This is a genomic window from Clostridium sp. JNZ X4-2 (genome assembly GCF_054889485.1).
This window is the reverse complement of record NZ_CM142685.1, coordinates 275,236-298,156: the sequence shown is the minus strand read 5'-3', so window position 1 is coordinate 298,156 and position 22,921 is coordinate 275,236. Positions and strand designations below refer to the sequence as shown.

Below are 22,921 nucleotides of genomic sequence, written 5' to 3'. Positions count from 1 at the left end.
AATTAATCCTTTTTTTAGGCAGAGCCTGCTGGTTTAATGTGGTAGCCCTAAAAAACAAATTGCTTAATATAGGTAAAATAGATTTACCATTAATGGATTATATTTCATTACACTTTTAAATATTAAAACATAGTTGCTCATATGAAGGTCCACATAGTGTGTCTGCAATAATTTTAGAAAGTTTGGTAAGCGAAGGAATATTAACCTCTATTTTATCAATAGTTCGTCTTACAAAACCTTTTATATTGCCAACTTTCTTTACTAGAACTCTAACCCCAACAGTTTCTAATTCAGTATTATGCAATGTTGTTGTTTTAAACCAGGTTATAAGATTGTGAGTTAAGAAAACCAACCAGAGGAATCCATAGATGCCATAAAAAGAAGTAGTTCTAAGGTTTTTAATATGATATACATTTTTAGCCATTTTAAAAAATGCTTCAATTGTTTGACGTTCATTATAGAAGTGGAATAATTCAACTGCATTCATATCATTTGAATCAATATTGGTTACAAGCATTGTATATTTTAATTTACCACTTTTAGTGAGAATTTGAACTATTATAATCCTCAATCCATCAGTATTAGGAAGTTCATAAACCCATGCAGCCTCATCAGCCTGGGTATACTCAGAATATGGTATTCCTTTGGCAATATTTTTTGCTTTTACAGTAGAATAACCTTTGGTAACAAACTTTAAGTTAGGTATGGATTTCATTAGTTCAATTATATCTGTAGAGCCATATCCACTATCTGACCGTATAATTAAATTACCATTATTCAATGAGTCTGTGTACTTTGACAATGTAGATTTAAGCAAATCTTTAAAATGATCTTGACAGTGTGTATTTCCAGAATCAAGATATATTGCAATTGTTTCAGAGTGTTTTCCTGTAAATGCTGCTGACATTTGGTATCCACGTTGATTTTTCTTCTTTGAGAAATATCCTTTTGCAGTTAATTCATAGGATTTTCCATTTGCAATTAATCCAGATTGATCAAAATCTACAACGACATTTTTATCAATAAAAACTGAATTACTATTTTTAATGAAAAGTTTATGATGTATATCCTCAAACTGGGATATAGAGTCAATGTCAAAACGGTTTAAAACTTTGTTAATCTGTGATTGATCAGGAAAACTATCCATATTGAATAGATTTGCAGATAATTTTTCTGGACCAAGGTTCTCATTAATGTCTTTCATAAATTCACAGCCTATAACTATGGACATTATTATGGTGATTAGTTTCTGATAAACTGAGAATTTTACTTCTTTCATCTTTAGTTTAAAATTCTCTAAGGGCTTGAAAAATTCAAGCTTTAGCCCATATTGCATTACTGAAATAAGCCAAATGGAAGTAGTTTCTTCTTTACAGTCACTTTGAGAAAATGTTATCTTATTCATATAGGATAATACCACCTTTCATGATTGTTTTTCCAAAGAAACTATTTCTAGAAAGGTGTGCTATTATCCTTTAGTTACTTTTTGGATATAATACCATGGAAATTTGTTCATATTAGTTAGATTTAGTTTGTACGAAATCTAGGTAGCTACTATTTTTTCATAGCAGTAAAATGGTTTTTCCTTTCCCAGAAAATTTATTTCTCCAATAAACTTATACCCGCACTTTTTAAATAATGAATTCATCTTTATATTTACCGAATATGTATCCGTTTTTAAGTATCTGATATTACTTTTTAAAGCAAGTTTCTCAGCAAATTTCAACAGTTCAGTGCCAATTCCCATTCTTCTACAATTTAAATCAACTGCCATTCTATGGATAATCATGGTATTTTCATTTAATGTCCAATTTAAGCCACTATATTCAGTTGGTTCTATTTTATTAATACATACAAAACCAACCAGGTTTTCCTCCCTTTTCAATACAAATAAATTTTCTTTTTGAATGTCATTTATAAAATCCTCTTTTCGTGGATACTTCTCATCCCATTGAGTGTTGTTGTATGTACTCATTTCTTCAATGGTTTTCTTTATAATTTTCATTACATTTTCTATATCACTCATACTTGCCTTTCTTATCATAATAATCGCTCCTAAAAATTTTTTGCTTTTTTCCAGATATCCTCAATACTTTCTCTCATTTTTTTTACTAATTCATAAGCTGATTTTTTTTCCTTTTCATTGAGATTACAAAAGCAAACTTGAATATATCTATTTTCCTCATCAATAATAACTGGATATATGTTCAGCGCCTTTTCACTTGGATAAAGCCTCCACATTCTTTTATCAGAATCATCTCTTTCTCTATTTACATAATCAGCTTCAGTAAGTTTTTGTATGACTTTTGTTGTAGTTGTTTTATCCACTTTTAAAAGATTTGACAAATCCACCTGGTTGACTCCAGGATTCTCACATATTCTGGTTAGAAACCTAAATTGACCTTTTTGTAGCTTTATCTCTTTGCATATGTATCTTTTTATTCTTTATAATCTACAAAATCATGATACTAAGCTATATTATTATCAAAAATATTACTTGCCTGTTTCATTACAATTTTAATTGTATTTTCAAGATCTTCTGAATCCTTTATGCCATTTCTCTTAAGCAGCCTTTTTACTGTTGCCCTTATATTTGCCTGAACATCTTCCCTGTTTGTCCAATCAACAGCATTTTGAGTTTTCTCTCTTATTATCCTAACTAAGTTCTTTGCTATCTCTTTTGTCTTTTCATCCTGCAAAATAGCTTCATGGCCTTGTTTTACAATATCATAAAATGCTATTTCTTCCTCTGTCATATCCATTTGTGCTGCTCTTTTATCTTCCTTTTGCATTTCCTTTGCCATATCCACTAAGTTTTTAATAATTTCAGCTGAAGTTAATGCCCTGTTGTGATACTGATTTATTATATTTTCAAGCATATCCTTAAAGGATTTATATTTAACTTCATTTTTCTTTTGCTTAACTTTTATTTCATCATTCAATAATTTTCTCAAAAGCTCAATTTGAAGATTTTCATTTTCCCTGCCGCTCATTTTATCCAAAAACTCTTCACTTAAAATTGATAAGTCGGGATTTTTTAGGCCGGCCTCTGCAAATATATCTATAGGTTTCTCTGCTGCCCCTACACCTTCTGATACTATTTGTTTTATTGCCGTATCCAGTTCCTCCATAGTTTGGCCTTTTGGCGGTGTATATTTAACTACATTATTTCTAACAGCAAGCATATATGCTATATCTCTTCTAAAAGCATTGCTTCTTTCATCATGAGCAACTAGTGCATATGCCTTTTTTAATTCTGCACTATGTTTCAAAAATCTCATTTTCACTTCTTCTGAATAGTTTATTATATCCATACCTTTTTTTAGTAAATTCAGTTTCTTATCTGGCTCCTGGTTTTCCCAATTGGATATTAATAACTTGTGGAAAAATGCTTTGCAAATATCATGCTTTTCTTTCATTAATCTAAGTGCTTTATCTATTGGAAAAGCAGCTGCCTCATTTCCACCTGTACTTTGTGTGTAATGCTCTAAAGCCTTCTTTAAATCCTCAGCTATTCCTATAAAATCTACTACTAATCCTGCCGGTTTATCTTTAAATACCCTATTTACTCTAGCAATAGTCTGCATTAGGTTGTGGCCTTTCATTGGCTTGTCTATATACATAGTATGAACTGGAGGAGCATCAAAGCCAGTTAACCACATATCTCTAACAATAACTAATTTTAAAGGATCATCAGGGTCTTTCATCCTTCCTTCTATTTCTTTCATTTGGGTTTTACTTAAAAGATGAGGTGCAAAATTTTCAGGATCTTTTGATACATTGCCAGACATTATTATTTTTATAGCACCCTTATCTATATCATCAGAGTGCCACTCTGGTCTTAATTTTATTATTTTATCATATAAATCAACGCAAATCCTTCTACTCATACAAACTATCATGCCTTTTCCATCTAAGGTTTTCAGTCTCTTTTCAAAATGATCTACAATCTCTTTTGCTATTATATCCAGTCTTTCAGAAGTACCTACTAATGCTTCCAGAGCTGCCCATTTAGATTTTAATTTATTCTTTGTGTTTTCTTCTTCATTTTCGGTTACTTCTTCAAAATCCAGGTCAATATCGTTGTTTTCAAGTTTTAACTTAACTACCTTGGATTCATAAAAAATTGGCACAGTAGCATTATCCAAAACTGCCTGTTTCATATCATAAACAGAAATATAATCGCCAAACACCTGAAGTGTTGATTTATCTTCAAAATCTATTGGCGTACCTGTAAAACCAATAAAGCTAGCATTGGGAAGTCCCTGTCTTATATTTTTAGCAAAACCATCTAAAAAATCATAATTGCTTCTATGTGCTTCATCACACATAACAATTATATTGCTTCTATCTGACAATAGTGGATACTCACTGCCCCTTGTTATAGCCTTCTTCATCTTCCTATTTACATCTAATCCTTCTATATTTTCTTTATCCGTTTGGAACTTCTGAATAGTTGTAAATATAATTCCACCAGCTGCAAGAGTATGTATTTTTTCTTTTAAATCTTCTACACTATCTACCTGTACGGGATAGGGTATCAAATCACTTGCATTGCAGAAAGTTTCATATAATTGATCGTCAAGATCATTTCTATCAGTTATAACTACTATAGTTGGATTATTTAATGCTTTTTCCCTAATAACCTTTCCTGTATAAAAGACCATAGACAAGCTTTTACCTGACCCTTGGGTATGCCAGTAAGTTCCTATCTTTCTATCTCCATTTTCCCCTGCAGCTCTTAAAGTTTCTCTAATAGCATCATTTACACCATAATACTGATGGTACATAGCTATTTTTTTTACAATTATTTTTTTCTTTTCTTTCTTATCTGAAACTATTCTCTTTTTCTTCTTTTTATTTTTGACTACAGCACTTTCATCTTCAAAAGTAATAAAGTTTCTTATAATATCAAGCAATCTTTCTTTATCAAACATACCTTTTATAAGTACTTCCAAAGCTGTTTTTTCTTTTTCTACATTTCCAGTATCAATAGATTTCCATGCAGAATATCTTTCAAAATTTGCAGTTAAAGTGCCTGCCTTTGCCTCTGTAGAATCAGAAACAACACACATTTCATTATAATAAAATATATCTGGTATATCCTTTTTATAAAGATTAATCTGCCTGTAAGCTCCTTCTATAGTTGCATTTTCATCCAATGGATTTTTAAGTTCAAACAAACCTATAGGCAATCCATTAACATATACAAGGATATCTGGAATTCTAGGGGTATTAGGTCCCTTTATAGTTACTTGATTGCAGGCAATAAAAGAGTTATTTTCCAGATTGATATAGTCAACTACATTAACTATATTCCCCACTTCTTCTCCGCTTTTATCATTATAGGTAACCTTTACCCCTTCTCTAATTAACTTATGGATATCCTTATTATTATTTTCTATTGTAGGATAGTTAAAAGTTTTTAAGGCTTCATAAGCTTCCTGTATACATTCACCTTTAACATTAGGATTAATTTTCTTTAAACTATCCATCAGAACCTTATTTAAAACTATTTCTGTAGTATCTTTTCTATCTTCAGCAGATATTTTGCTGCCGTGAATATAATCATAACCCAAGTCTTTAAACCACTTAATTGCTGCTTGTTCCACTAGAGATTCAAACTGAGAGTTAATAGCCATTTTTGCCACTCCTTGTCACTTTATGTTTATATATTATAATTTTACCATACCTTTCTAAGGAAGTATGACTTTTCTCTACTGCTTATATTTTAATCTATCCGCTTATATATAGTTTGATTACTTACTCAAAGAAAATCTGCAACCTCTGTTAGATTTAAAACATCTGGTTTATCTTTCGATTTTATATCTTCTAAGCTCTTACTAAGCTCTTGAAGCATTATTACATTTTCACTATCTAGTACCATTTCTCCACATTCCGGACATACATATGCACTTATACCATTTACAGTAACCTTATAATTACCCCACCCTGTATTAATTGCAGTGACTTTCTTTTCCATTTCATGATTACAAATATAGCATTTCATACTCATTATTTATGCATCTCCCTTCTTTTTAAAACATTTCCGATGCATTCCCATACTTCGTCCTCTATTTTTTTGATGTGTAATGGAAAAGCCATACTTTTCTAAGGAAGTATGACTTTTATCTATCATTTCTAATCCGCTTTTCTATTTTTGAAGTATCATTACTATTAACTATAATATTCAACAACCAATTTATTATCTTCCTGCATTCTAACTTTAATCACATGCAAAATATACATTAATACCATCAATGCTCTTAAAATCCTTATCGTCTGTAATAAAATTACTTATTCCCATATCTTTTAAATGTTCAATAACAACATAGTCAAATACATCACAACTATTATTAGTTATATTCTCTACAAAATTATTAATATCATCTTCATTTAGATCTATTACTTTAATCTGTCCTTCATATGAAGAATTTATTTGTAGTAATATTGTTTTTATTTCATTCTTATATTTTATACGTTCTTCTTCCATATTTCTAAAATCTTTTTTCTTAATATGCTTAGTATTATTTATTGCCTTATATATCTTAAACTCACTATTTTCTACCACATGTATTAACTCAGTGATGTTAAATATTGTAGTTACTAATGTATTTCCATTTTCCAATAATTTTTCAACGAAATTAGGATATTTAGTTACTTGATATGGATGAACTTTTAAATTAGGATCACTTGCTTTAGAATAATGTGTCCAATATAAAACATTTGTATCTAATGCAAAAATATCTTTTGTATCAATCTTTGAAACATCTAGTGTATCAATATTATACTCATTTGATGGCAACTTCATCACTCCTAATATCTTTACTCTTCAGGATTTTTTATTACTTCCAATATTTTCTTTTGAATCTCTTTATTAGGTTTGTATTTTTCTACTGCATTCCTATATGAACTTTCATAAGTGCTTTGTCCTAAAGGCGAAAGGTTAATTAATGATATTTTTTTATTGTATTTGTCTGGACCAAATGCTGAAATAATATATCCTGTACTAAAATTAAAAAATAAAGTTGTAAATTTAGTTATTCCGGAAAAATCCAGTACTATCTTATCATCATTAGAAAAACATTCTTCAATTTTTTTTCTTAACATAAGTGCTTTCTCTTGAGAAAATGCACTTTTAATAAATTCATTTACAATAATAGTTTTCATGGTTATACCTCCTGATTATTCTCCTACTATGTATATATGATCACTATCTGCAATAATATTAATTATTATTAATGTTCCCATTATTGGATATTCTAAATCAATATATTTTCTTCCTGTACTCTTAATTATACAACAAATGTTATCTGTATATATAGACATTGTACCTTTATTTAATTTAATAAATTTTTCAAGTCTGCTAAGACCTAAACCTCTTTTTATCAAATCATCCTCGATAGTTGATTTTCCTTCGGTTAAGGCCCATTCTACGCACTCCCTTGATGTCATACTACTATCTATATGATTTCTAACATTATTAGCTATACCTATTCCCATATCATATATGGAAAATATTAATTGTTTCTTCTTATCCATCCAATACCCAGATGAAAATACACCAATTGGGCTCTTTGCATGATATAATGAATTTTGATATACTTCATAAAAATATGATGAAAGTATATCTTTTGCTTCTTCCGTTATTTCTATTGGAGCTAATCTCATAATTTTATCCGTATAATTTTCCATCATATCTTCATTAGATATTCTCCCAAATCTAATAGAATGACTAGTTGAATATTGGGTATCACATTTTATAAAATATTCATAAATCCCAACTTGTTTCATAAATTTAAAAATTGGATTATTAGTTTCATTTTCAAATTTAAATTTCACATATTTATTTTTTATTCTTGCATAAACACATAATGTTCCTATAATTACTGCTACTGCTGCATTTATAAATTTTGATTCAGTAAAATTTAAAACTAATTTTTCATAATCTCCTAATAAAAAATCATTCTGTATTTTTATTAACTTTGAAATATCCGTAGGATTAGGATTAATATTATAATTAATTTCTATAATCAATTCTTTATCAATAGCTCAACACCTCCATTTCTTTAAAAATTACTTTATTTTACCATATTTAAAATTTTTCTCTTTAATACGAACACTGCAACATAGTATATCCATCTTCATACGATGGAAGAGAAATTTCACATTACTTATAATTCCGATAAATTATTTATAGTTTTATTTCACCTGAAATAAGCTTTGGTAATAATGTATCTCTAATGGCTTTTAAATAACTTATTTCATTTAGATTACTTTCAATCTTTTCAATCATTGGGTTAACAAATTTAGCAAAATCATTTATTATTTTATTAGGAGGTATTATTATCGGAATCGCCCTTATGGCATATAGTGGTAACTTAGGCTGTGTTGAACCTACTGTTCTAGATTTTATATTGTTTTGCCCTTCTCTTGATTGCAAATATATTCTTATATAATTTCTAAAAACATTGCTATTGCTTACTATTATTCTCGCCATATTTTCGGTCAAACTAGCATTATCAATATCCTTATATATAGTTCCTACAACCCCAATAGTACCTGCAATAGAAATATAAACATCCTCATATCTAATTATGTATTTGCTAATCTTACTTCTAGTATCATAATCTATATATTTTATTTGTTCTATATCTATATATCCATTAGTGACATCTGTTACTCTTAAATATGGATAATCTTTTAGTGCAACAGAGCTCATTCCCAGTTCTTCTAATTTCTCACTTGTTCTGGTAAGAAAAACATCCCCTCTTTTTACTGAACATTTTTTTCTTTCTTTTTCAGTTGAATTAGCTAATTCAGTTAGCTGATCTGGTATAAAATAATTATTAAATATATCTTTAAATGTTATAAATTCATAACCAAACCCAAACTCTTCTCTTTTTTTAGACAATCCAGATGCAAATTCATAAACTTCTCCTAGCTTACATTTCTTCCAATTATTCTCCATACCCAAGTTCCTCCAAGTTCTTCTTTATAACTTCATCCAACTTTACACTCTCCTTCATCTGAGCATAAAGTTTTTCCGTTAATTCTGTCATTTTTTCTTCAAAAGGAACTCCATCATCCTCTGTTTCTTCTATTCCAACGTATCTTCCTGGTGCCAATACATAATCATTTTCAGCTATAGTTTCTCTATCTACTTCTGAACAAAAACCTTGTACATCTTCATAACCTTTGCCTTTTCTCCAGTCATGATATGTATCTGCTATCTTTTTAATATCTTCGTCCGTTAGTTTTCTTAAAACCCTATCAAGCATTGTCCCCATTTTTCTTGCATCTATAAATAAAACTTTGTTTATAGTTCTTCCTTTTCTCATAAACCAAAGACAAGCGGGTATGCCTGTTGTAAAGAATAGCTGAGGAGGCAGTGCCACCATGCAATCTACTACATTTCCGCTCTCTATCATTCCTTTTCTTATTTCAAGGTTTGCACTTTGAGATGTAGTCATAGAACCATTGGCAAGTACTATACCTGCTGCACCTTCACTATCTAAATGATATAAAAAATTTTGCAGCCAAGTATAGTTTGCGTCATTTTCCGGTGCCAATCCATAGACCCACCTAGCATCTCCTTTTGTTCTATCTGCTCCCCACAGTTTATCATTAAAAGGTGGATTTGCTAAAACATACTGTGCTCTTAAATCCTTAAATTGATCATCTATATATGTATTTCCATACCTGATATCACCGCTTAATCCTCTAATTGCAAGGTTCATTTTGCAAAGTTTAAGTGTAGTAGGATTTGATTCCTGTCCATAAATAGAAATGTTCTTTCTCTGCCCTTTATGTGCCTGAAGAAATTTCATGCTCTGAACAAACATACCACCTGAACCACAACAGCCATCATAGACTCTACCATTTAAAGGTTCTATCATTTCTACAAGTAGTCTAACAACAGAATCAGGGGTAAAGAATTCTCCGCCGCCTTTTCCTTCCTGCTGTGCAAACTTTCCTAAGAAATATTCATACACCCTGCCTAAGATGTCCATTTCATCATTTTTATTGTACAGCTCAATACTTCCTATGGTTTTAATAATTTCTCCTAAAGTATGTGAATCAAGTGGAGCTCTTGTATATACTTTATTAAGTACACCTTTTAATTGCTTTGGATTTTCTTTTTCTATAAGTTCCATGGCATTATCTATAATTTTACCAATATCAGATTGAGTCGCATTTTTTAGTATATAACTAAATCTTGCTTTTTCTGGAACATAAAAAATATTTTGAGATGTATATTCATCTTTATCTTCTGATATTTCAATTCTTTCTTCTTCATCAGTACAATAATACTCATGATTGTTGGGGTCTTTAACCATTTCCGCTAATTCTTTATGCCTATCCTCGAATGAATCAGAAATATATTTTAAAAATATAAGTCCTAAAACAATGTGCTTATATTCTGCACTTTCCATATTATTTCTTAATCTATCGCACGTTGACCATAGTTTTGCTGCAAAGTCTAACGAACCATCATTTGTTTGTGCCACTTTAATTTCCTCCTATTTTAAGTCTGTCTCTTAAATATATTTATATTTTATCATATTTTTTACTTTTATTGCCTAGATGAATTACCTTTTTAGTCAGCAAAGTTAAATAACTGCAATTATAATCATGTACTACAATAAGGTAAAAAGACCAATATCATAAAATGACGTTAGCCTTTCACAAAGTAATATTAATTTATCCAAAAAACTTATTCCATGTGTTAACTCTAACAATACCATCAACCTAAGATAACTGATAAAGAAGAAATTCAAATATTTACTTGCCCTATAGTTTTAGGGCGCTTTTTTTATTTGTGTTTATATATTTTTTTCTGGGTTGTGTTACGGTTGTGTTATCTTATATAAAAAATGCTTTCACGAAATCGTGAAAGCATTGATGTCTGGCAGGGGTAGAAGGCTTTGAACCTACAACCAACGGTTTTGACTTGAATGCTTGTCTATTTTTTACTATTTTTCAAAATGCCTTAATATCAATAGTTTATGTCTTATATCATATTATTGAATATCACTATTTTTTATGTCCATCCAAAACTTTGGAGGGAAAATGGAGGGAAATTTTTATATGTATAACTGCAGTAATATCAACACTTTTCAGTACCGGTCATTTTGTCCTATACTTAAAATAATTTTATAACCAAATCATCTTATCATAGATACATATATGTCATGTCTTCAAATTGCCCCTATTTTAAACTTTTATATGCTCAGAAGTATAATTTCTTTTAATATAAAATCTGCCTTAAAATAGCTCTACGTTCGTTTTAAAGGCAGATATCATTTTACACCTACCTACATAAATAAACTTACGTTTTCAGCACCCATATTCTATGATATAATCTAAAATGTAATAAGAAAAATTTACATGGTTACCTCTTCTTTATTCATGGGTGGATTATGGTTAATAATGTCTGCGTATGAAGAAGAGGTGATGCATTTATGGCAGAAGGATATTTAATATTGTTCCTCAGTTTATTTTCAATAACTGCTATTTGTATAGTGGCGTTGTCTGATAAAAAGTCAGATATTAAAATCGAAAATAAAATAACTTTGAGACCTGATGAAATATCATCTGATACCAAAATAAACATAAATAATTCTAAAAAAAATAATAGATAGCCCTTTGCTCAAACTATCTATTATTTGCGAAATGTAAATTTTATAAAGCAGACTAAATTCATAATCCACCCTCTTATTACTGATATTATACCACAATAACGTCAAAAATATAACGCTAAAGTTATATATTATCGGGGCAAACGCATGAAAAGTTATAATCTCTTATGTCCCAGATAAACTCTGGAATAAATTCTATCATTGCTAAATTTTCACACATGTTGGTATGAACCAATAGCTTTTTTTTAATTAACCAGATAGTCCTTGTTATTGGATATATCCCGTGACATCAAAAATAAGCCCTATTTTATCAAGCCAAAAATGTATGCTTTACAATTGAATCAAGAAAATCTTCATTTGTCATTGCTTTAGCCCTTTTCCTTGGGCCACTCATAGGTTTTTCTGTTTCTATATTTCTAAGTATATTAAGTGCAAACTTCCTAAGTAATGATAGATTCTCTGGACTGTGTTCCTTTCTTGTCCTGTTAGAATCTTCATTAAACACTACATCAAGTACCCAATGCATACTTTCAATTCCCCAGTGCTTACGCACAGCATTTGAAAATTTTACAGCATCAGCCGGTAGAGAACTTATATAGTATCTTTTCTCTATTGTTATTTTCCCTTTTTCTTCACTCTTTCGTACAGCTATTCCTATACTTTTTAAACTTTTCCATTCACTGCGTGTACTGAGCCAATCTATACTTTCTGTAATGTAGTATTTTCGTACTTCATTTCTTCCATGTCCCTTATCTACTGTCATTGTATAATTGTATGGAATACCTTTAAAGCCCGTTTCTACTGCATCATCTAAATATTCTTTAACTTCTTCATAAAAAAGCTTCTGGTTTCCTTTTAGTGCAAGCACATAATCAGAATTCTTATCCACTATCGCTTTTACTATATCTTTCTGACATCCCATTGCATCAGTAGTTACAATACATCCATTAATATCTAGTAATTTTAGAAGTTCTGGAATAGCCGTAATTTCATTACTTTTTTCGGCAGTTTTTACCTGTCCTATAACTATTCTATATTTACTTGCCCATGCACTTACTATATGTATTGCTGATTTTTCTTCAGCTATATTACGTGCTCCGCATACAGTCTTTCCATCAATCGCTATAATAGATCCATTCAAACTTGCTGATATTTCTTCTATCCATTTCATAAAACTACTTCTAAATTCTTTTGGGTCAATCCATTCAAAAACTCTTTGCAAGGTATCATGAGAATATTTTATGTTAAGTATTTCAGCGGTTTCCTTAAGTGTCCTGCCTTCCATGTACACGGATTTAATTATTTTTATCTCTATATCCTGAAGTTTGCAAAGTACAAGTTTTATTTTTTCTGCCTGATCAAATGCAATAACTTCATCTTCAAGTGTAAAGTCATAGGGCTGAATTGAAAGCACCCCTTCATCCTGTACTTCTCTAAAGTGCTTTATCTGGCCTTTTAAAAGGGCATTAAAGTTATTTACTATGGAATTTGTACAGTAGGTTGTAAAAGAGCCTTTTCCAATTTTGTAGAGTTTTACTGCTTTTATTACAGAAAGGTACCCATGCTGCACTAGATCATCAAAGTCATAGGAAGGAATATTGTATTTACATGCCTTTTTTATTATGAAGCAGCTAAATTTTGCAATGATAGAATCCATGGAGTTTTTGTCGCCGGATTTGGCTTTCCTAACAAGCTCTTCTATGGTAACCACCGCCTTTTTATTTGATTATACAGGTAAAAGGACGGTGGCTTACCATTTTTTTGCATAATGGAAAATATTGATTTTTAAAATCTACCATTAAATAAATTATACTCTCCTAATCTTCTGACTTATCTGTTACATATGCCTGTTTAGGATGATTAATTTGTCCTGGGTATAAAAGTTTTAATTTATTTTGTTTAACCAATTTATTTAAATAATTACTTCTAAGACCTACATCATTTCTATTCAATAGTTTTGCCAATTCACTTAATTTCATAGGTTTAACTTCACATAATTTTAATATAATATCCTCCATAAGACTTAAATTTACTCTTTTTTTATTTTCTATTTTTTTTGCTATGTCAATTAATTTTTTTTGTATATCTTCATTATTATTTATGGAGTTATCGCTGTTATTTATGGAGTTAGCCTCCTTTTTTATGGAGTTAACCTCCTTACTTATGGAGTTCATTTCACTATTTATGGAGTTCTCATTTAAATAACTGCTGTGATTAAACATATTAGATAATAAATATATTGTTCCTCTTCGCTGCCCTTCCGTTTTTAATAATTTTTTATCTATTAATGAGCTTAATATTTTATTTACCTCAATAGAGCTTTTATTTATTAATATCTGAAGTCTAGTATTAGTTATTTGACCTTCTTCAAGTGCTGCAACAAGAGCTACTACTTCATCTTTAGATAAACTTTTTAAATTTTCTCCTAATGTATTTTTTAAAACTAAAATACTTTGCTCTGGTAATAAAGAAATAGTCCTAAGTATCATTATAGTTCTATCCGGTTGAACCTTTTCTATAATTTCAGGTTTTCTCCAGCTTTGTTCATTCCAAACTTTATATATATTTTCAATACCAGATCCTGCTCTCTCACCAATACCAATCAAGGAAAACATTTTAAAAATACTTTTATTTCTTGGATCACTAATACCACCTCGAATTGCCTGTTTAACAGAAATTCTAAGTTCACCTGGATTTGAAAATTTAAAGTAGTTTCCATACTTTTCAATCACTATGCCTTGTTTCCCGTAGTAATCAGCATGTATTAGTGCATTGGCAAGTGCCTCACGGAATGCCTCATGAACTGATGTATCATCTTTCCTAACAATTCCTTTAAGTCTAAAGGGAATATTAATATCCTCCGTTAATTTATTTATAATTTTAAAATAGAAGTCAAAAATATTTCCGCTCCAAGTTCCATCTTGAGATGTAACCCTATCATTCCATCTCACATTATCTTCACTATTACTTTTTTCTCTATAATCAAGGAAATATTCTGGTACTTCTTTAGTAATCTCCCATTCATTTCCGAACATTAACAATCCAGCAATTGTCAATCCTTCAATATTATTTTCTCTGTCTTTTCCCCAGCCACCTATTCTTAAGAGAAATTCTTTATCATCTAAATTAATCCACGGATGTGTTGGCTTTAATATACTAAACCTCTTTCTGTATTTTTCATATGATTCTTTATTTATATCTTTCAAAGTATAATTTCTTAATATTTTTTCATCTTGTGAAAAATCGGATTGATCTGCTAGCATCCTTTTTACTTCATCTTCTGAACATTTATAATCACCATCATAATTACGTCTATACGTTCCTGTAATTGGATTAGATCCTAAATAAATAGGTCTTTGCCTTCTATGCGCCCTTGGGATAAATATTTTTATTACTTTTTTCCCATCTACTTCTATTACTTCTGCATCGCTATCTCTTAAAATATTTGAACTTATTTTATTTATATTATTTATTATGCTCCAAAAATCTCTTAATATTTTTCCGACCTCTTGAACACCTCTTACGAAAAAATTATAACCTTTTTGCTCTATTCCAAGTAAAATAATACCACCATTTGTATTAGCAAAGGCTGAATAAGTTTTCCATAAGTCGTTAGGTAAGTTTTTTTCTGATTTTTTACACTCAAGCTCAGCATTTTCATCATCCTGTATTAATTCAAGTAATTCTTTTTCATTCATAACCTAACCTCCACTGGTTATCTATCTTAATCCTCATTTTTATAACCTTCTTATACTGCAATTATATCAATTGTTTTAATTAAAAGTCATTAATAATTATTTACATTATAATATATATTTTTTATATAATAATTACATTTCATCCATATTATTATATTAAGTTTATATTATTCAGTTTCATTTTTCAATTAATATTCCTTTTGATTTTAAATACTAAAAAGCCACTGACTTATAATTAATCAGTGGCTTTTTAGTTTATGTTTTTTATTAAAGCTTTTCCTTTAAAACTTCTTTTAACAATTCAACAGCACTTTCTTCCTCCGGATTATTAGTTCCAAGTTCTCCGCGGAAAGCTTTTGCAAGAATAGCTTTTTTCATTAAATCCTTCCAGGCAGTATTTAAATATTCCTCATTGAAGCCATTGTTATCTAATATGGCTTTTAGCTACTTTAATGACTTCTTCGTTAAATCTTCTGGTCTTGTGCATACAACTTCTAAAGCCTGAATAGTATTTTTATTTTCTTCAATATACTTTCTAAACTCATCAATATAATCTTCTGGTTTCTTACCTTTACCATATCCCCTTGTATGTGACACTACCCTATCTTGTTTATCTGAAACAATTACTATGCACTCCACTCTTATCCTTAATCTCTTTAATATACTTTCTTCCATTAGCAGAAAATAAAAAAGGTACTTTATAATTACGCCAATTGGAAATTACATAATCACTATGTTCCTCTTTTACACCTTTTGCATAAACCTTAGCCTCTACTATAGTACCTGCAACATCCTTAGAATACTTTTTAGCTTCTATAAATCCCACTAATTTTTTACCAATAAATAAAGCATAATCTACCGCACCATGACCCTTTGGGTCACGCAGATATTTCTACTATAGCCAATATTTATACTCATGTTTTACCAAAGCAAAAAATCAAAGCAGTTGATAGAATTAATCATTTATTTGCCCTATAGTTTTAGGGCGCTTTTTTTATTTGTGTTTATATATTTTTTTCTGGGTTGTGTTATGGTTGTGTTATTTTATATAAAAAATGCTTTCACGAAATCGTGAAAGCATTGATATCTGGCAGGGGTAGTAGGCTTCGAACCTACAACCAACGGTTTTGGAGACCGCTACTCTACCAATTGAGCTATACCCCTAAGACGATATTTATTATATAACATAGAATAACAAATTGCAAGTTTTTTATCTCTTGTCTCTTGCTTTATCTTTTACTTTATTTTTATCTTTTATAAATATTCTCCAAATTATTAATGTTATATTTAAGGATTTCTTCATAGGTAAAATTTCCATTATAAATTTCTATTTTTACAGCCTTTATATTATAATTTTTCAATACCTCAGCGTTATCTTTTAATACAGATTCATCATTGTACAAGAATACCATATTGCTGCTTTTTAATCTTTGTTCTAAATTCTGTCTGGCAATGGGATCTGTGGGAATTATACTGCCGCTTTCTCCCGGGTTTATCTCTAAAACATTTAAATTATTATACCTTGCGAAATAGCTTAACTGGTCTTCTGCCACAATAAAATTGTAATTGCTCAGCTGATCATCTACAGATTTCAAATCATTTTTATAATTGTCAAGACTTTTTAATGTATCGGAAAAATTTTTCTCATAAACATCCCTGTTTTGCGGATCCTTATCCTGAAGTGCATTTTTTATATTCATCAACATTATTCTATAATTATCAATATTGGTAAAATAATATGGATTATATTTTAAAATCGTATCATCATATTTTACTGCCTTGTTATAGTTTAAAAGTTTCACTCCTCTAGAGACATTGGTTACTCCCACTTTATTTTTATCTAATTTATTTACAAAGCTATCTATCCAGGGTTCAAAACCTGCTCCTACATAAAAAAAGAGATCCTTTTTAGATATATTGCTCACACTGTCTCCTGTAAATTTAAAATTTATTTCACTTTGCCTGTCATTGAACATATATTCTACCATATGTCTATTTTTAACTATGGATTTTACCATATTATATAAAAGTTTATCGGTGGTCACTATATTTAACTCCATATCTTTTCTCACCGCTAATTTACTAACACCCTCGCCTGTATCACTATAACCTTTATTACTGCACGCAGCAAAAAATACTATAAAAAAAAGTATAATTAAGCTCAGTAATTTTTTCAAGTTTTTCACCTTTCTCCCTACACTTTAAAATAAAAATGTATTATATATGGCATATTTATTATCAAGTGGTTCTTTGGCATGTTGGAGTTTTCTCACAAGAGACACTTTTTTTCACCAAATCTTTAGGAACACCTATATGTGAAGCGCAGCAGTACTCATATTCCTGCTTTACAAATTCGAGATACAGCAAAATGGCATCCATCAGATAAAATAAATAATAACAAATATATTTTACATAAAGTAGTTTAACATTGCAAATTACTTTTATAATTTTATACTCCATTTTTTATATACTTAATCATAATATGTTTATCAGCTCATTTTATTGTGATAAAATTATATATGTCGTTAATATACCACTAAATGGAGGTTTAACCATGAAAGTTAGTATTGATAAAACAATAAGAGCCATGTCAATAGCTCTTGATTTAGCTCAAATAAGTTCGAAATACAACGATTTTTCCGGGAATGATCCTATTATTGAGAATATAACAAATGTAAATTACTCTGATCATAGGTTTATGCACCATTCTCAGAGGACTTCATATATAGCATTGGAAATCGCAAATCACTTGAATTTGGATGAAAACTGCAAAACTAGGATTTATATATCAGCGCTGCTCCATGATATAGGTGCCGCAAATTTTCTTTCTAAGAGCCATTCTGCAGATCTCTTTATAAAAGAGCACTGTGAAATTGGTGCTAGAATAACTAATCATTTTCCTTTATTCGATAATCTATCAAATATAATATTATACCATCATGAAAACTTTAATGGCAGCGGGCCTATGGGATTATTTAAAAATGAGATTCCCATAGAAAGTCAAATAATAAGAATTTCCGATTTAATAGAAATATTGTATAATGAAAACTTGTCTAACTTTCAGCAAAAAGATAATATTATAAAATGGATTAAAAATAATTGTAATAAAATTTTCTCTAAAACAATTGTAAATGCTTTTTTTAAAAGTGCAATGCATGATATGTTTTGGCTCAACCTTCAAAATATATCTTTTGCCAGCTTTATATTAGATAAAATGCACCCTACCATAAATATGTTTATGGGTATAGAGGAATTTGAGGATATATCCAAGATATTTGCAAATATAATAGATAGTAAGAGTAAATTTACTGCAACTCACTCCAAAGGCATAGCAAACCTAGCCTATGTAGTTTCAAATCATATTGGATATTCTGAAGAAAAATGCCGTGAAATGAAAATTGCAGGCCTTCTTCACGATATAGGAAAACTAGCTATCCCTCTTTACATATTAGATAAAAATGATTCCTTGACAGATGAAGAATTTAATATAATAAAATCCCACGTTTATTATACTAAAATAATTCTGGATAAAATAGACGATATACCAAATATAAGTGAATGGGCATCAAATCATCATGAAAAATTAAACGGTAAAGGATATCCCCGGGGCTTAAAAGCAGAAGATTTATCCGAAGAATCTAGAATTATGGCAGTATGTGATATATATCAGGCACTTACAGAAGATAGACCTTATAGAAAAGGCCTCTGTACTGAAAAAACTTTTAATATAATGGATAATATGGTGTCCCAAAATTTCATATGCAACAATGCATTAAATTATTTAAAAGAAGTTGTATCTGCTTCTTCAGGTTCTTCTAGAAAATACATATCTGCTTCTTACAACAGAAAACAAATATGAGGAACTAACATCTGCTCTTTTAATACCATACTATAAAATATCTGGGAGATGAAGTAATTGGAATATATTTTGGATAATGTCAAGGATACCATTGATTTGGGCAAAAGACTAGGAAATATGTTAAATGCCGGTGACATAATTTGCCTTACAGGTGATCTTGGTACAGGTAAAACCTATTTTACTAAAGGCATAGCAGAGGGTCTTAAAATAGATGAACCTATAACAAGCCCTACTTTTACAATAGTAAATGAATATGAAGGCAGGTTAAAACTCTTTCACTTTGATGTATACAGGGTTAATGATATAGACGAAATAGCAGCCATAGGTTTTGATGAATATATCTTCAGCAATGCTGTAAGTGTAATAGAATGGGCTGATTATATAAAAGAACTAATACCAGGGGAGTGTATATGGGTAAATATTTATAAAATTCCCCAAAAAGGTCCTGATTTTAGAAAAATAATAATAAAATATCATGGCAACAGATATGATTATATAAAGGAGTTAAAATAGAATTATGAAAATTTTAAGTTTAGATTCTTCTACTGAATCGGCAACATGTGCTATATTAGATGAACATAAATTATTTGGTGAAATCACTTTCAATTACAAGAAACAACATTCTACAGTTCTAATGCCTATGATAGACAGACTTTTAAAAGATCTGAGTATAGATATAAACTCTTTAGATGGATTCGTTGTTTCCAAAGGTCCTGGTTCTTTTACAGGTCTTAGAATTGGAGCTGCTGTAATCAAGGGGTTAAGCCAGGGTACTGGAAAACCTTTCATAGGAGTATCCTCTCTGGATGCCCTGGCTTACAATTTATGCTATACTTCCGGAATTATATGTCCCATATTGGATGCTCTTAGAGGGAATGTCTACACTGCACTCTATAATTTTACAAATGACAATTTAAATATTGCAAGCAAATATATGATTATTGCCATTGATGATTTAATTGGACTATTAAACCATCATAATAAACCTGTATATTTTCTAGGAGATGGTGTACCAAAATTTAGGGAGAAGCTAATGTCCAAAATAAAAGATGCTCATTTTGCACCTGTTCACTTAAACGTAGTAAAGGCCTCCTCATTAGGTGAATTGGGATTAAAACTCCTGAATTCCGGTTTCAAGGATGATCTTTATGAATTTGCCCCTGTCTATTTGAGAAAATCTCAAGCCGAAAGAGAATATGAAAAAAAATTGGAGTCCTGTAAAAATGATTGACATGGAAATATGTCCTTTAAAACCAGAACATATTGACAGTGTATTTGCAATAAATAATCTATGTTTTACTATACCCTGGTCCAGAGAATCCATCGAGAAAGAACTTGAAAACAACACTCTTGCAAAATATGTAGTTGCCAAAAAATCCGGTATAGTAATGGGATATGCAGGTATGTGGCGCATATTGGATGAAGGACATATAACAAATATAGCAGTTCATCCTGAATACAGGGGGATAAGTGCCGGAAATCTTCTTTTGGAAGCACTTATAGAAATATGTAAAATTGAATTTATAACCAGTATGACTTTAGAAGTTAGAAAATCTAACTTGATTGCTCAAAATCTTTACAAAAAGTATGGATTCGTAGAGGAAGGCATAAGAAAAGAATATTATGCAGATAATAAAGAAGATGCTCTAATAATGTGGAAATATGACATTTGAACTATATGGTATTTAAAATAATTATCTAAATAAGGAACTGCTTTATATACACTTTGGATATATAAAGCAGTTTCTATTTATTTAATTACAATTCGATTATAATTTTTCTTACCCCTTTTTACAAGCATATAGCCATTTTTAAAGTCACTTTCTTTAACTATAAAATTTGGATCTGAAATCTTTTTATCATTTACAGTTAGACCATTCTGATTTATAAGTCTTCTAGCTTCACTCTTAGATGACAGTATATGTAAATCAGCTAAAAATTCAACTATAGAGCATCCCAGGGAACTTTTATTTATTTCTACTGTAGGTACGCTGCTCATATCCTGTCCGCCAACAAACAAGGCCTCTGCAGCTTCTCTGGCTTTTTCAGCTTCATCCTGTCCATGTACAATTTTAGTTATTTCATAAGCAAGTATCCTTTTAGCCTCATTTATCTTCTCTCCAGGAAGTGATCCAAGTCTTTTCACTTCATCCATTGGAAGGAAAGTCAAAAGTGCCAGACATTTTTCCACATCAGCATCGTCTACATTCCTCCAATACTGATAGAAATCATAGGGTGATGTCTTTTCTTTATCCAGCCATATAGCTCCCCCTTCAGTTTTTCCCATCTTTTTGCCATCACTTTTAGTTAAAAGAGTAAAGGTCATTCCAAAAGCAGGTTTTTTTTCTTTTCTTCTAATTAAATCCACGCCTGCAATTATATTTGACCACTGATCATCTCCTCCGAATTGGAGTACACAGTTATATCTTCTGTTCAATTCTAAAAAATCATAAGCCTGCATCAGCATATAATTAAATTCAAGGAAGGATAATCCCTTTTCAAGTCTCTGTTTAAAACATTCTGCTGTAAGCATCTTGTTTACAGAAAAGTGAACTCCTACCTCTCTTAAAAATTCAACATAATTCAAGTTCAACAGCCATTTGGCATTGTTTTCTATTATGGCTTTCCCATTATCAAGATCTATAAGTTTTGAAAATTGTTTCTTAAAACAATCCACATTATGCTGTACTTGTTCTGGAGTCAGCATCTTTCTCATATCGGTTTTCCCAGTTGGGTCGCCAACCATACCTGTACCACCGCCCAACAATGCTATAGGTCTATGACCAGCTTTCTGCATATGGCTCATAACCATCATCTGTAAAAAATGTCCTACATGAAGGCTGTCTGCAGTTGGATCAAATCCTATATAAAATGTTACCTTTTCTTTTCCTAATAATTCTCTTATCTCCTCTTCATGAGTAGTTTGTTTTATGTAACCACGTTCTAATAATATGTCATAAACATTAGTCAATCCAAATCCCTACCTTTCAAATAATCAATACAGTTACTATAATTTATAGTATATATTTAAAAATCATCTTTTTCAATATTGTACCCATATATTATCAAGATATAAATTTTATAGCAATAATTATATTCCAGAAATAAATATTAAGACTGGAAAGGTTTCCAGTCTTAACTATATAAAATATAAAATTGTTTTCTCACCAATAATGCAGCTATAGCTATGCTACATACTTCATAATAAATTCAGGTATTTTTTCTTCCTCTTCATTTATGCTTATATAAAAATTCACTCTGTATTCCACTGACAACTTTTCAATATCATAAAACAAGTGCGACATATCTTTAAGATTCCCATCTATAATATTGAACAATCCATCAATAAAAATTGTATCAATATCATAATCCTCTGAAAGTATGCCGCACAAAAAACCATAAAAGGTTTCCATCTTTTTTAAATTAAAATCACTTGTAGCTATAAATCTTATTTTCCTATTCAGTTCACATAGTGGCCGCTTATCATCATCTACATAAACAATATGACCCCTTCCTATCATTGCCTTTTCATTGGCCAAGCCAATTAACTTTTTAGTTTTTCCTGAACCTCTTTTGCTGCAAAATACATGAATCATCTTTATCACCCCTTAATTTGATATTTAGATGCCATCCTTATAATTAGATTATATAATGTTCAGAATATTTTTTCAACAGTTCCATATATAATTTATCATAAAAATTACTACATATTTCTACATTAT

Annotated in this window: 22 protein-coding genes and 1 tRNA gene; 5 read left to right on the top strand and 18 right to left on the bottom strand. The window is 30.1% G+C overall.

Translation table 11 applies throughout. From position 1 onward, the window contains the following. Window positions 1-115: 115 nt before the first annotated feature. The 10 genes from ACYUJ6_RS01570 to ACYUJ6_RS01525 all read right to left on the bottom strand — a co-directional run bounded on the left by ACYUJ6_RS01570 (window position 116) and on the right by ACYUJ6_RS01525 (window position 10,511). The gene (locus ACYUJ6_RS01570; protein ID WP_461843288.1) at window positions 116-1,405 is read right to left on the bottom strand and encodes a transposase; all 1,290 of its coding nucleotides are present in this window, start codon (window positions 1,403-1,405) and stop codon (window positions 116-118) included. Window positions 1,406-1,543: 138 nt separating this feature from the next. Next, entirely contained in the window at window positions 1,544-2,044 is a 501-nt protein-coding gene (locus ACYUJ6_RS01565) for a GNAT family N-acetyltransferase (RefSeq protein ID WP_461844144.1), read from the bottom strand. 11 nt (window positions 2,045-2,055) lie between these two features. Next, a complete protein-coding gene (locus tag ACYUJ6_RS01560; protein ID WP_461845409.1) occupies window positions 2,056-2,442 on the bottom strand; it encodes a MarR family winged helix-turn-helix transcriptional regulator in 387 nt (128 codons plus the stop codon). 26 nt (window positions 2,443-2,468) lie between these two features. Next, a complete protein-coding gene (locus tag ACYUJ6_RS01555) occupies window positions 2,469-5,642 on the bottom strand; it encodes a type I restriction endonuclease subunit R (RefSeq protein WP_461844143.1) in 3,174 nt (1,057 codons plus the stop codon). A 125-nt stretch (window positions 5,643-5,767) separates the two neighbouring features. Then, entirely contained in the window at window positions 5,768-6,016 is a 249-nt protein-coding gene (locus ACYUJ6_RS01550; protein WP_461844142.1) for a YgiT-type zinc finger protein, read from the bottom strand. Window positions 6,017-6,226: 210 nt separating this feature from the next. Then, window positions 6,227-6,805, bottom strand: coding sequence for a hypothetical protein (locus ACYUJ6_RS01545; RefSeq protein WP_461844141.1), 579 nt, complete (start codon window positions 6,803-6,805; stop codon window positions 6,227-6,229). A 20-nt stretch (window positions 6,806-6,825) separates the two neighbouring features. Further along, window positions 6,826-7,170: an STAS-like domain-containing protein gene (locus tag ACYUJ6_RS01540; protein WP_461844140.1), complete on the bottom strand. Its 345-nt coding sequence runs from the start codon at window positions 7,168-7,170 to the stop codon at window positions 6,826-6,828. A 15-nt stretch (window positions 7,171-7,185) separates the two neighbouring features. After that, window positions 7,186-8,037: a hypothetical protein gene (locus ACYUJ6_RS01535; RefSeq protein WP_461844139.1), complete on the bottom strand. Its 852-nt coding sequence runs from the start codon at window positions 8,035-8,037 to the stop codon at window positions 7,186-7,188. A 157-nt stretch (window positions 8,038-8,194) separates the two neighbouring features. Beyond that, entirely contained in the window at window positions 8,195-8,971 is a 777-nt protein-coding gene (locus ACYUJ6_RS01530; RefSeq protein ID WP_461844138.1) for a restriction endonuclease subunit S, read from the bottom strand. Continuing rightward, the gene (locus tag ACYUJ6_RS01525; RefSeq protein ID WP_461844137.1) at window positions 8,961-10,511 is read right to left on the bottom strand and encodes a type I restriction-modification system subunit M; all 1,551 of its coding nucleotides are present in this window, start codon (window positions 10,509-10,511) and stop codon (window positions 8,961-8,963) included. Before ACYUJ6_RS01525 ends, ACYUJ6_RS01530 begins: the two co-directional genes overlap by 11 nt. A gap of 954 nt (window positions 10,512-11,465) precedes the next feature. Here ACYUJ6_RS01525 and ACYUJ6_RS01520 point away from each other — a divergent pair. After that, entirely contained in the window at window positions 11,466-11,645 is a 180-nt protein-coding gene (locus ACYUJ6_RS01520; RefSeq protein ID WP_461844136.1) for a hypothetical protein, read from the top strand. Window positions 11,646-11,952: 307 nt separating this feature from the next. On the opposite strand, the gene ACYUJ6_RS01515 is transcribed toward ACYUJ6_RS01520, so the two are convergent. The 6 genes from ACYUJ6_RS01515 to ACYUJ6_RS01490 all read right to left on the bottom strand — a co-directional run bounded on the left by ACYUJ6_RS01515 (window position 11,953) and on the right by ACYUJ6_RS01490 (window position 17,526). After that, the gene (locus tag ACYUJ6_RS01515; protein ID WP_461844135.1) at window positions 11,953-13,353 is read right to left on the bottom strand and encodes an ISAs1 family transposase; all 1,401 of its coding nucleotides are present in this window, start codon (window positions 13,351-13,353) and stop codon (window positions 11,953-11,955) included. Between the two features lie 106 nt (window positions 13,354-13,459). Then, window positions 13,460-15,340 (bottom strand): RNA-binding domain-containing protein, encoded by a 1,881-nt coding sequence (locus ACYUJ6_RS01510; RefSeq protein WP_461844134.1) that lies wholly within the window; start codon window positions 15,338-15,340, stop codon window positions 13,460-13,462. Between the two features lie 444 nt (window positions 15,341-15,784). Continuing rightward, on the bottom strand, window positions 15,785-15,979 hold the full coding sequence (locus ACYUJ6_RS01505) for a type I restriction-modification enzyme R subunit C-terminal domain-containing protein (protein WP_461844133.1): 195 nt from the start codon (window positions 15,977-15,979) through the stop codon (window positions 15,785-15,787). Next, complete coding sequence (locus tag ACYUJ6_RS01500; RefSeq protein ID WP_461844132.1) at window positions 15,951-16,166, bottom strand: hypothetical protein; 216 nt, start codon at window positions 16,164-16,166, stop codon at window positions 15,951-15,953. Before ACYUJ6_RS01500 ends, ACYUJ6_RS01505 begins: the two co-directional genes overlap by 29 nt. 262 nt (window positions 16,167-16,428) lie before the next feature. Beyond that, window positions 16,429-16,504, bottom strand: a tRNA-Trp gene (locus tag ACYUJ6_RS01495). Window positions 16,505-16,587: 83 nt separating this feature from the next. Beyond that, entirely contained in the window at window positions 16,588-17,526 is a 939-nt protein-coding gene (locus tag ACYUJ6_RS01490) for a metal ABC transporter substrate-binding protein (RefSeq protein WP_461844131.1), read from the bottom strand. 368 nt (window positions 17,527-17,894) lie between these two features. Between ACYUJ6_RS01490 and ACYUJ6_RS01485 the strand changes: the two genes are divergently transcribed. The 4 genes from ACYUJ6_RS01485 to rimI are packed head-to-tail and all read left to right on the top strand — an operon-like array spanning window position 17,895 to window position 20,872. Further along, on the top strand, window positions 17,895-19,199 hold the full coding sequence (locus ACYUJ6_RS01485; RefSeq protein ID WP_461844130.1) for an HD-GYP domain-containing protein: 1,305 nt from the start codon (window positions 17,895-17,897) through the stop codon (window positions 19,197-19,199). 57 nt (window positions 19,200-19,256) lie between these two features. Next, complete coding sequence (gene tsaE / locus ACYUJ6_RS01480; RefSeq protein ID WP_461844129.1) at window positions 19,257-19,712, top strand: tRNA (adenosine(37)-N6)-threonylcarbamoyltransferase complex ATPase subunit type 1 TsaE; 456 nt, start codon at window positions 19,257-19,259, stop codon at window positions 19,710-19,712. 4 nt (window positions 19,713-19,716) lie between these two features. Then, a complete protein-coding gene (tsaB, locus tag ACYUJ6_RS01475) occupies window positions 19,717-20,430 on the top strand; it encodes a tRNA (adenosine(37)-N6)-threonylcarbamoyltransferase complex dimerization subunit type 1 TsaB (RefSeq protein ID WP_461844128.1) in 714 nt (237 codons plus the stop codon). Next, window positions 20,423-20,872, top strand: a complete 450-nt coding sequence (gene rimI / locus ACYUJ6_RS01470; RefSeq protein WP_461844127.1) for a ribosomal protein S18-alanine N-acetyltransferase — start codon at window positions 20,423-20,425, stop codon at window positions 20,870-20,872. Before tsaB ends, rimI begins: the two co-directional genes overlap by 8 nt. 77 nt (window positions 20,873-20,949) lie before the next feature. On the opposite strand, the gene tyrS is transcribed toward rimI, so the two are convergent. Continuing rightward, window positions 20,950-22,170 carry a tyrosine--tRNA ligase gene (tyrS, locus tag ACYUJ6_RS01465; RefSeq protein WP_461844126.1) on the bottom strand — a complete coding sequence of 407 codons (1,221 nt, stop codon included), beginning with the start codon at window positions 22,168-22,170 and terminating at the stop codon, window positions 20,950-20,952. A 214-nt stretch (window positions 22,171-22,384) separates the two neighbouring features. Further along, window positions 22,385-22,795: a hypothetical protein gene (locus ACYUJ6_RS01460; RefSeq protein WP_461844125.1), complete on the bottom strand. Its 411-nt coding sequence runs from the start codon at window positions 22,793-22,795 to the stop codon at window positions 22,385-22,387. Between the last annotated feature and the right edge of the window lie 126 nt (window positions 22,796-22,921).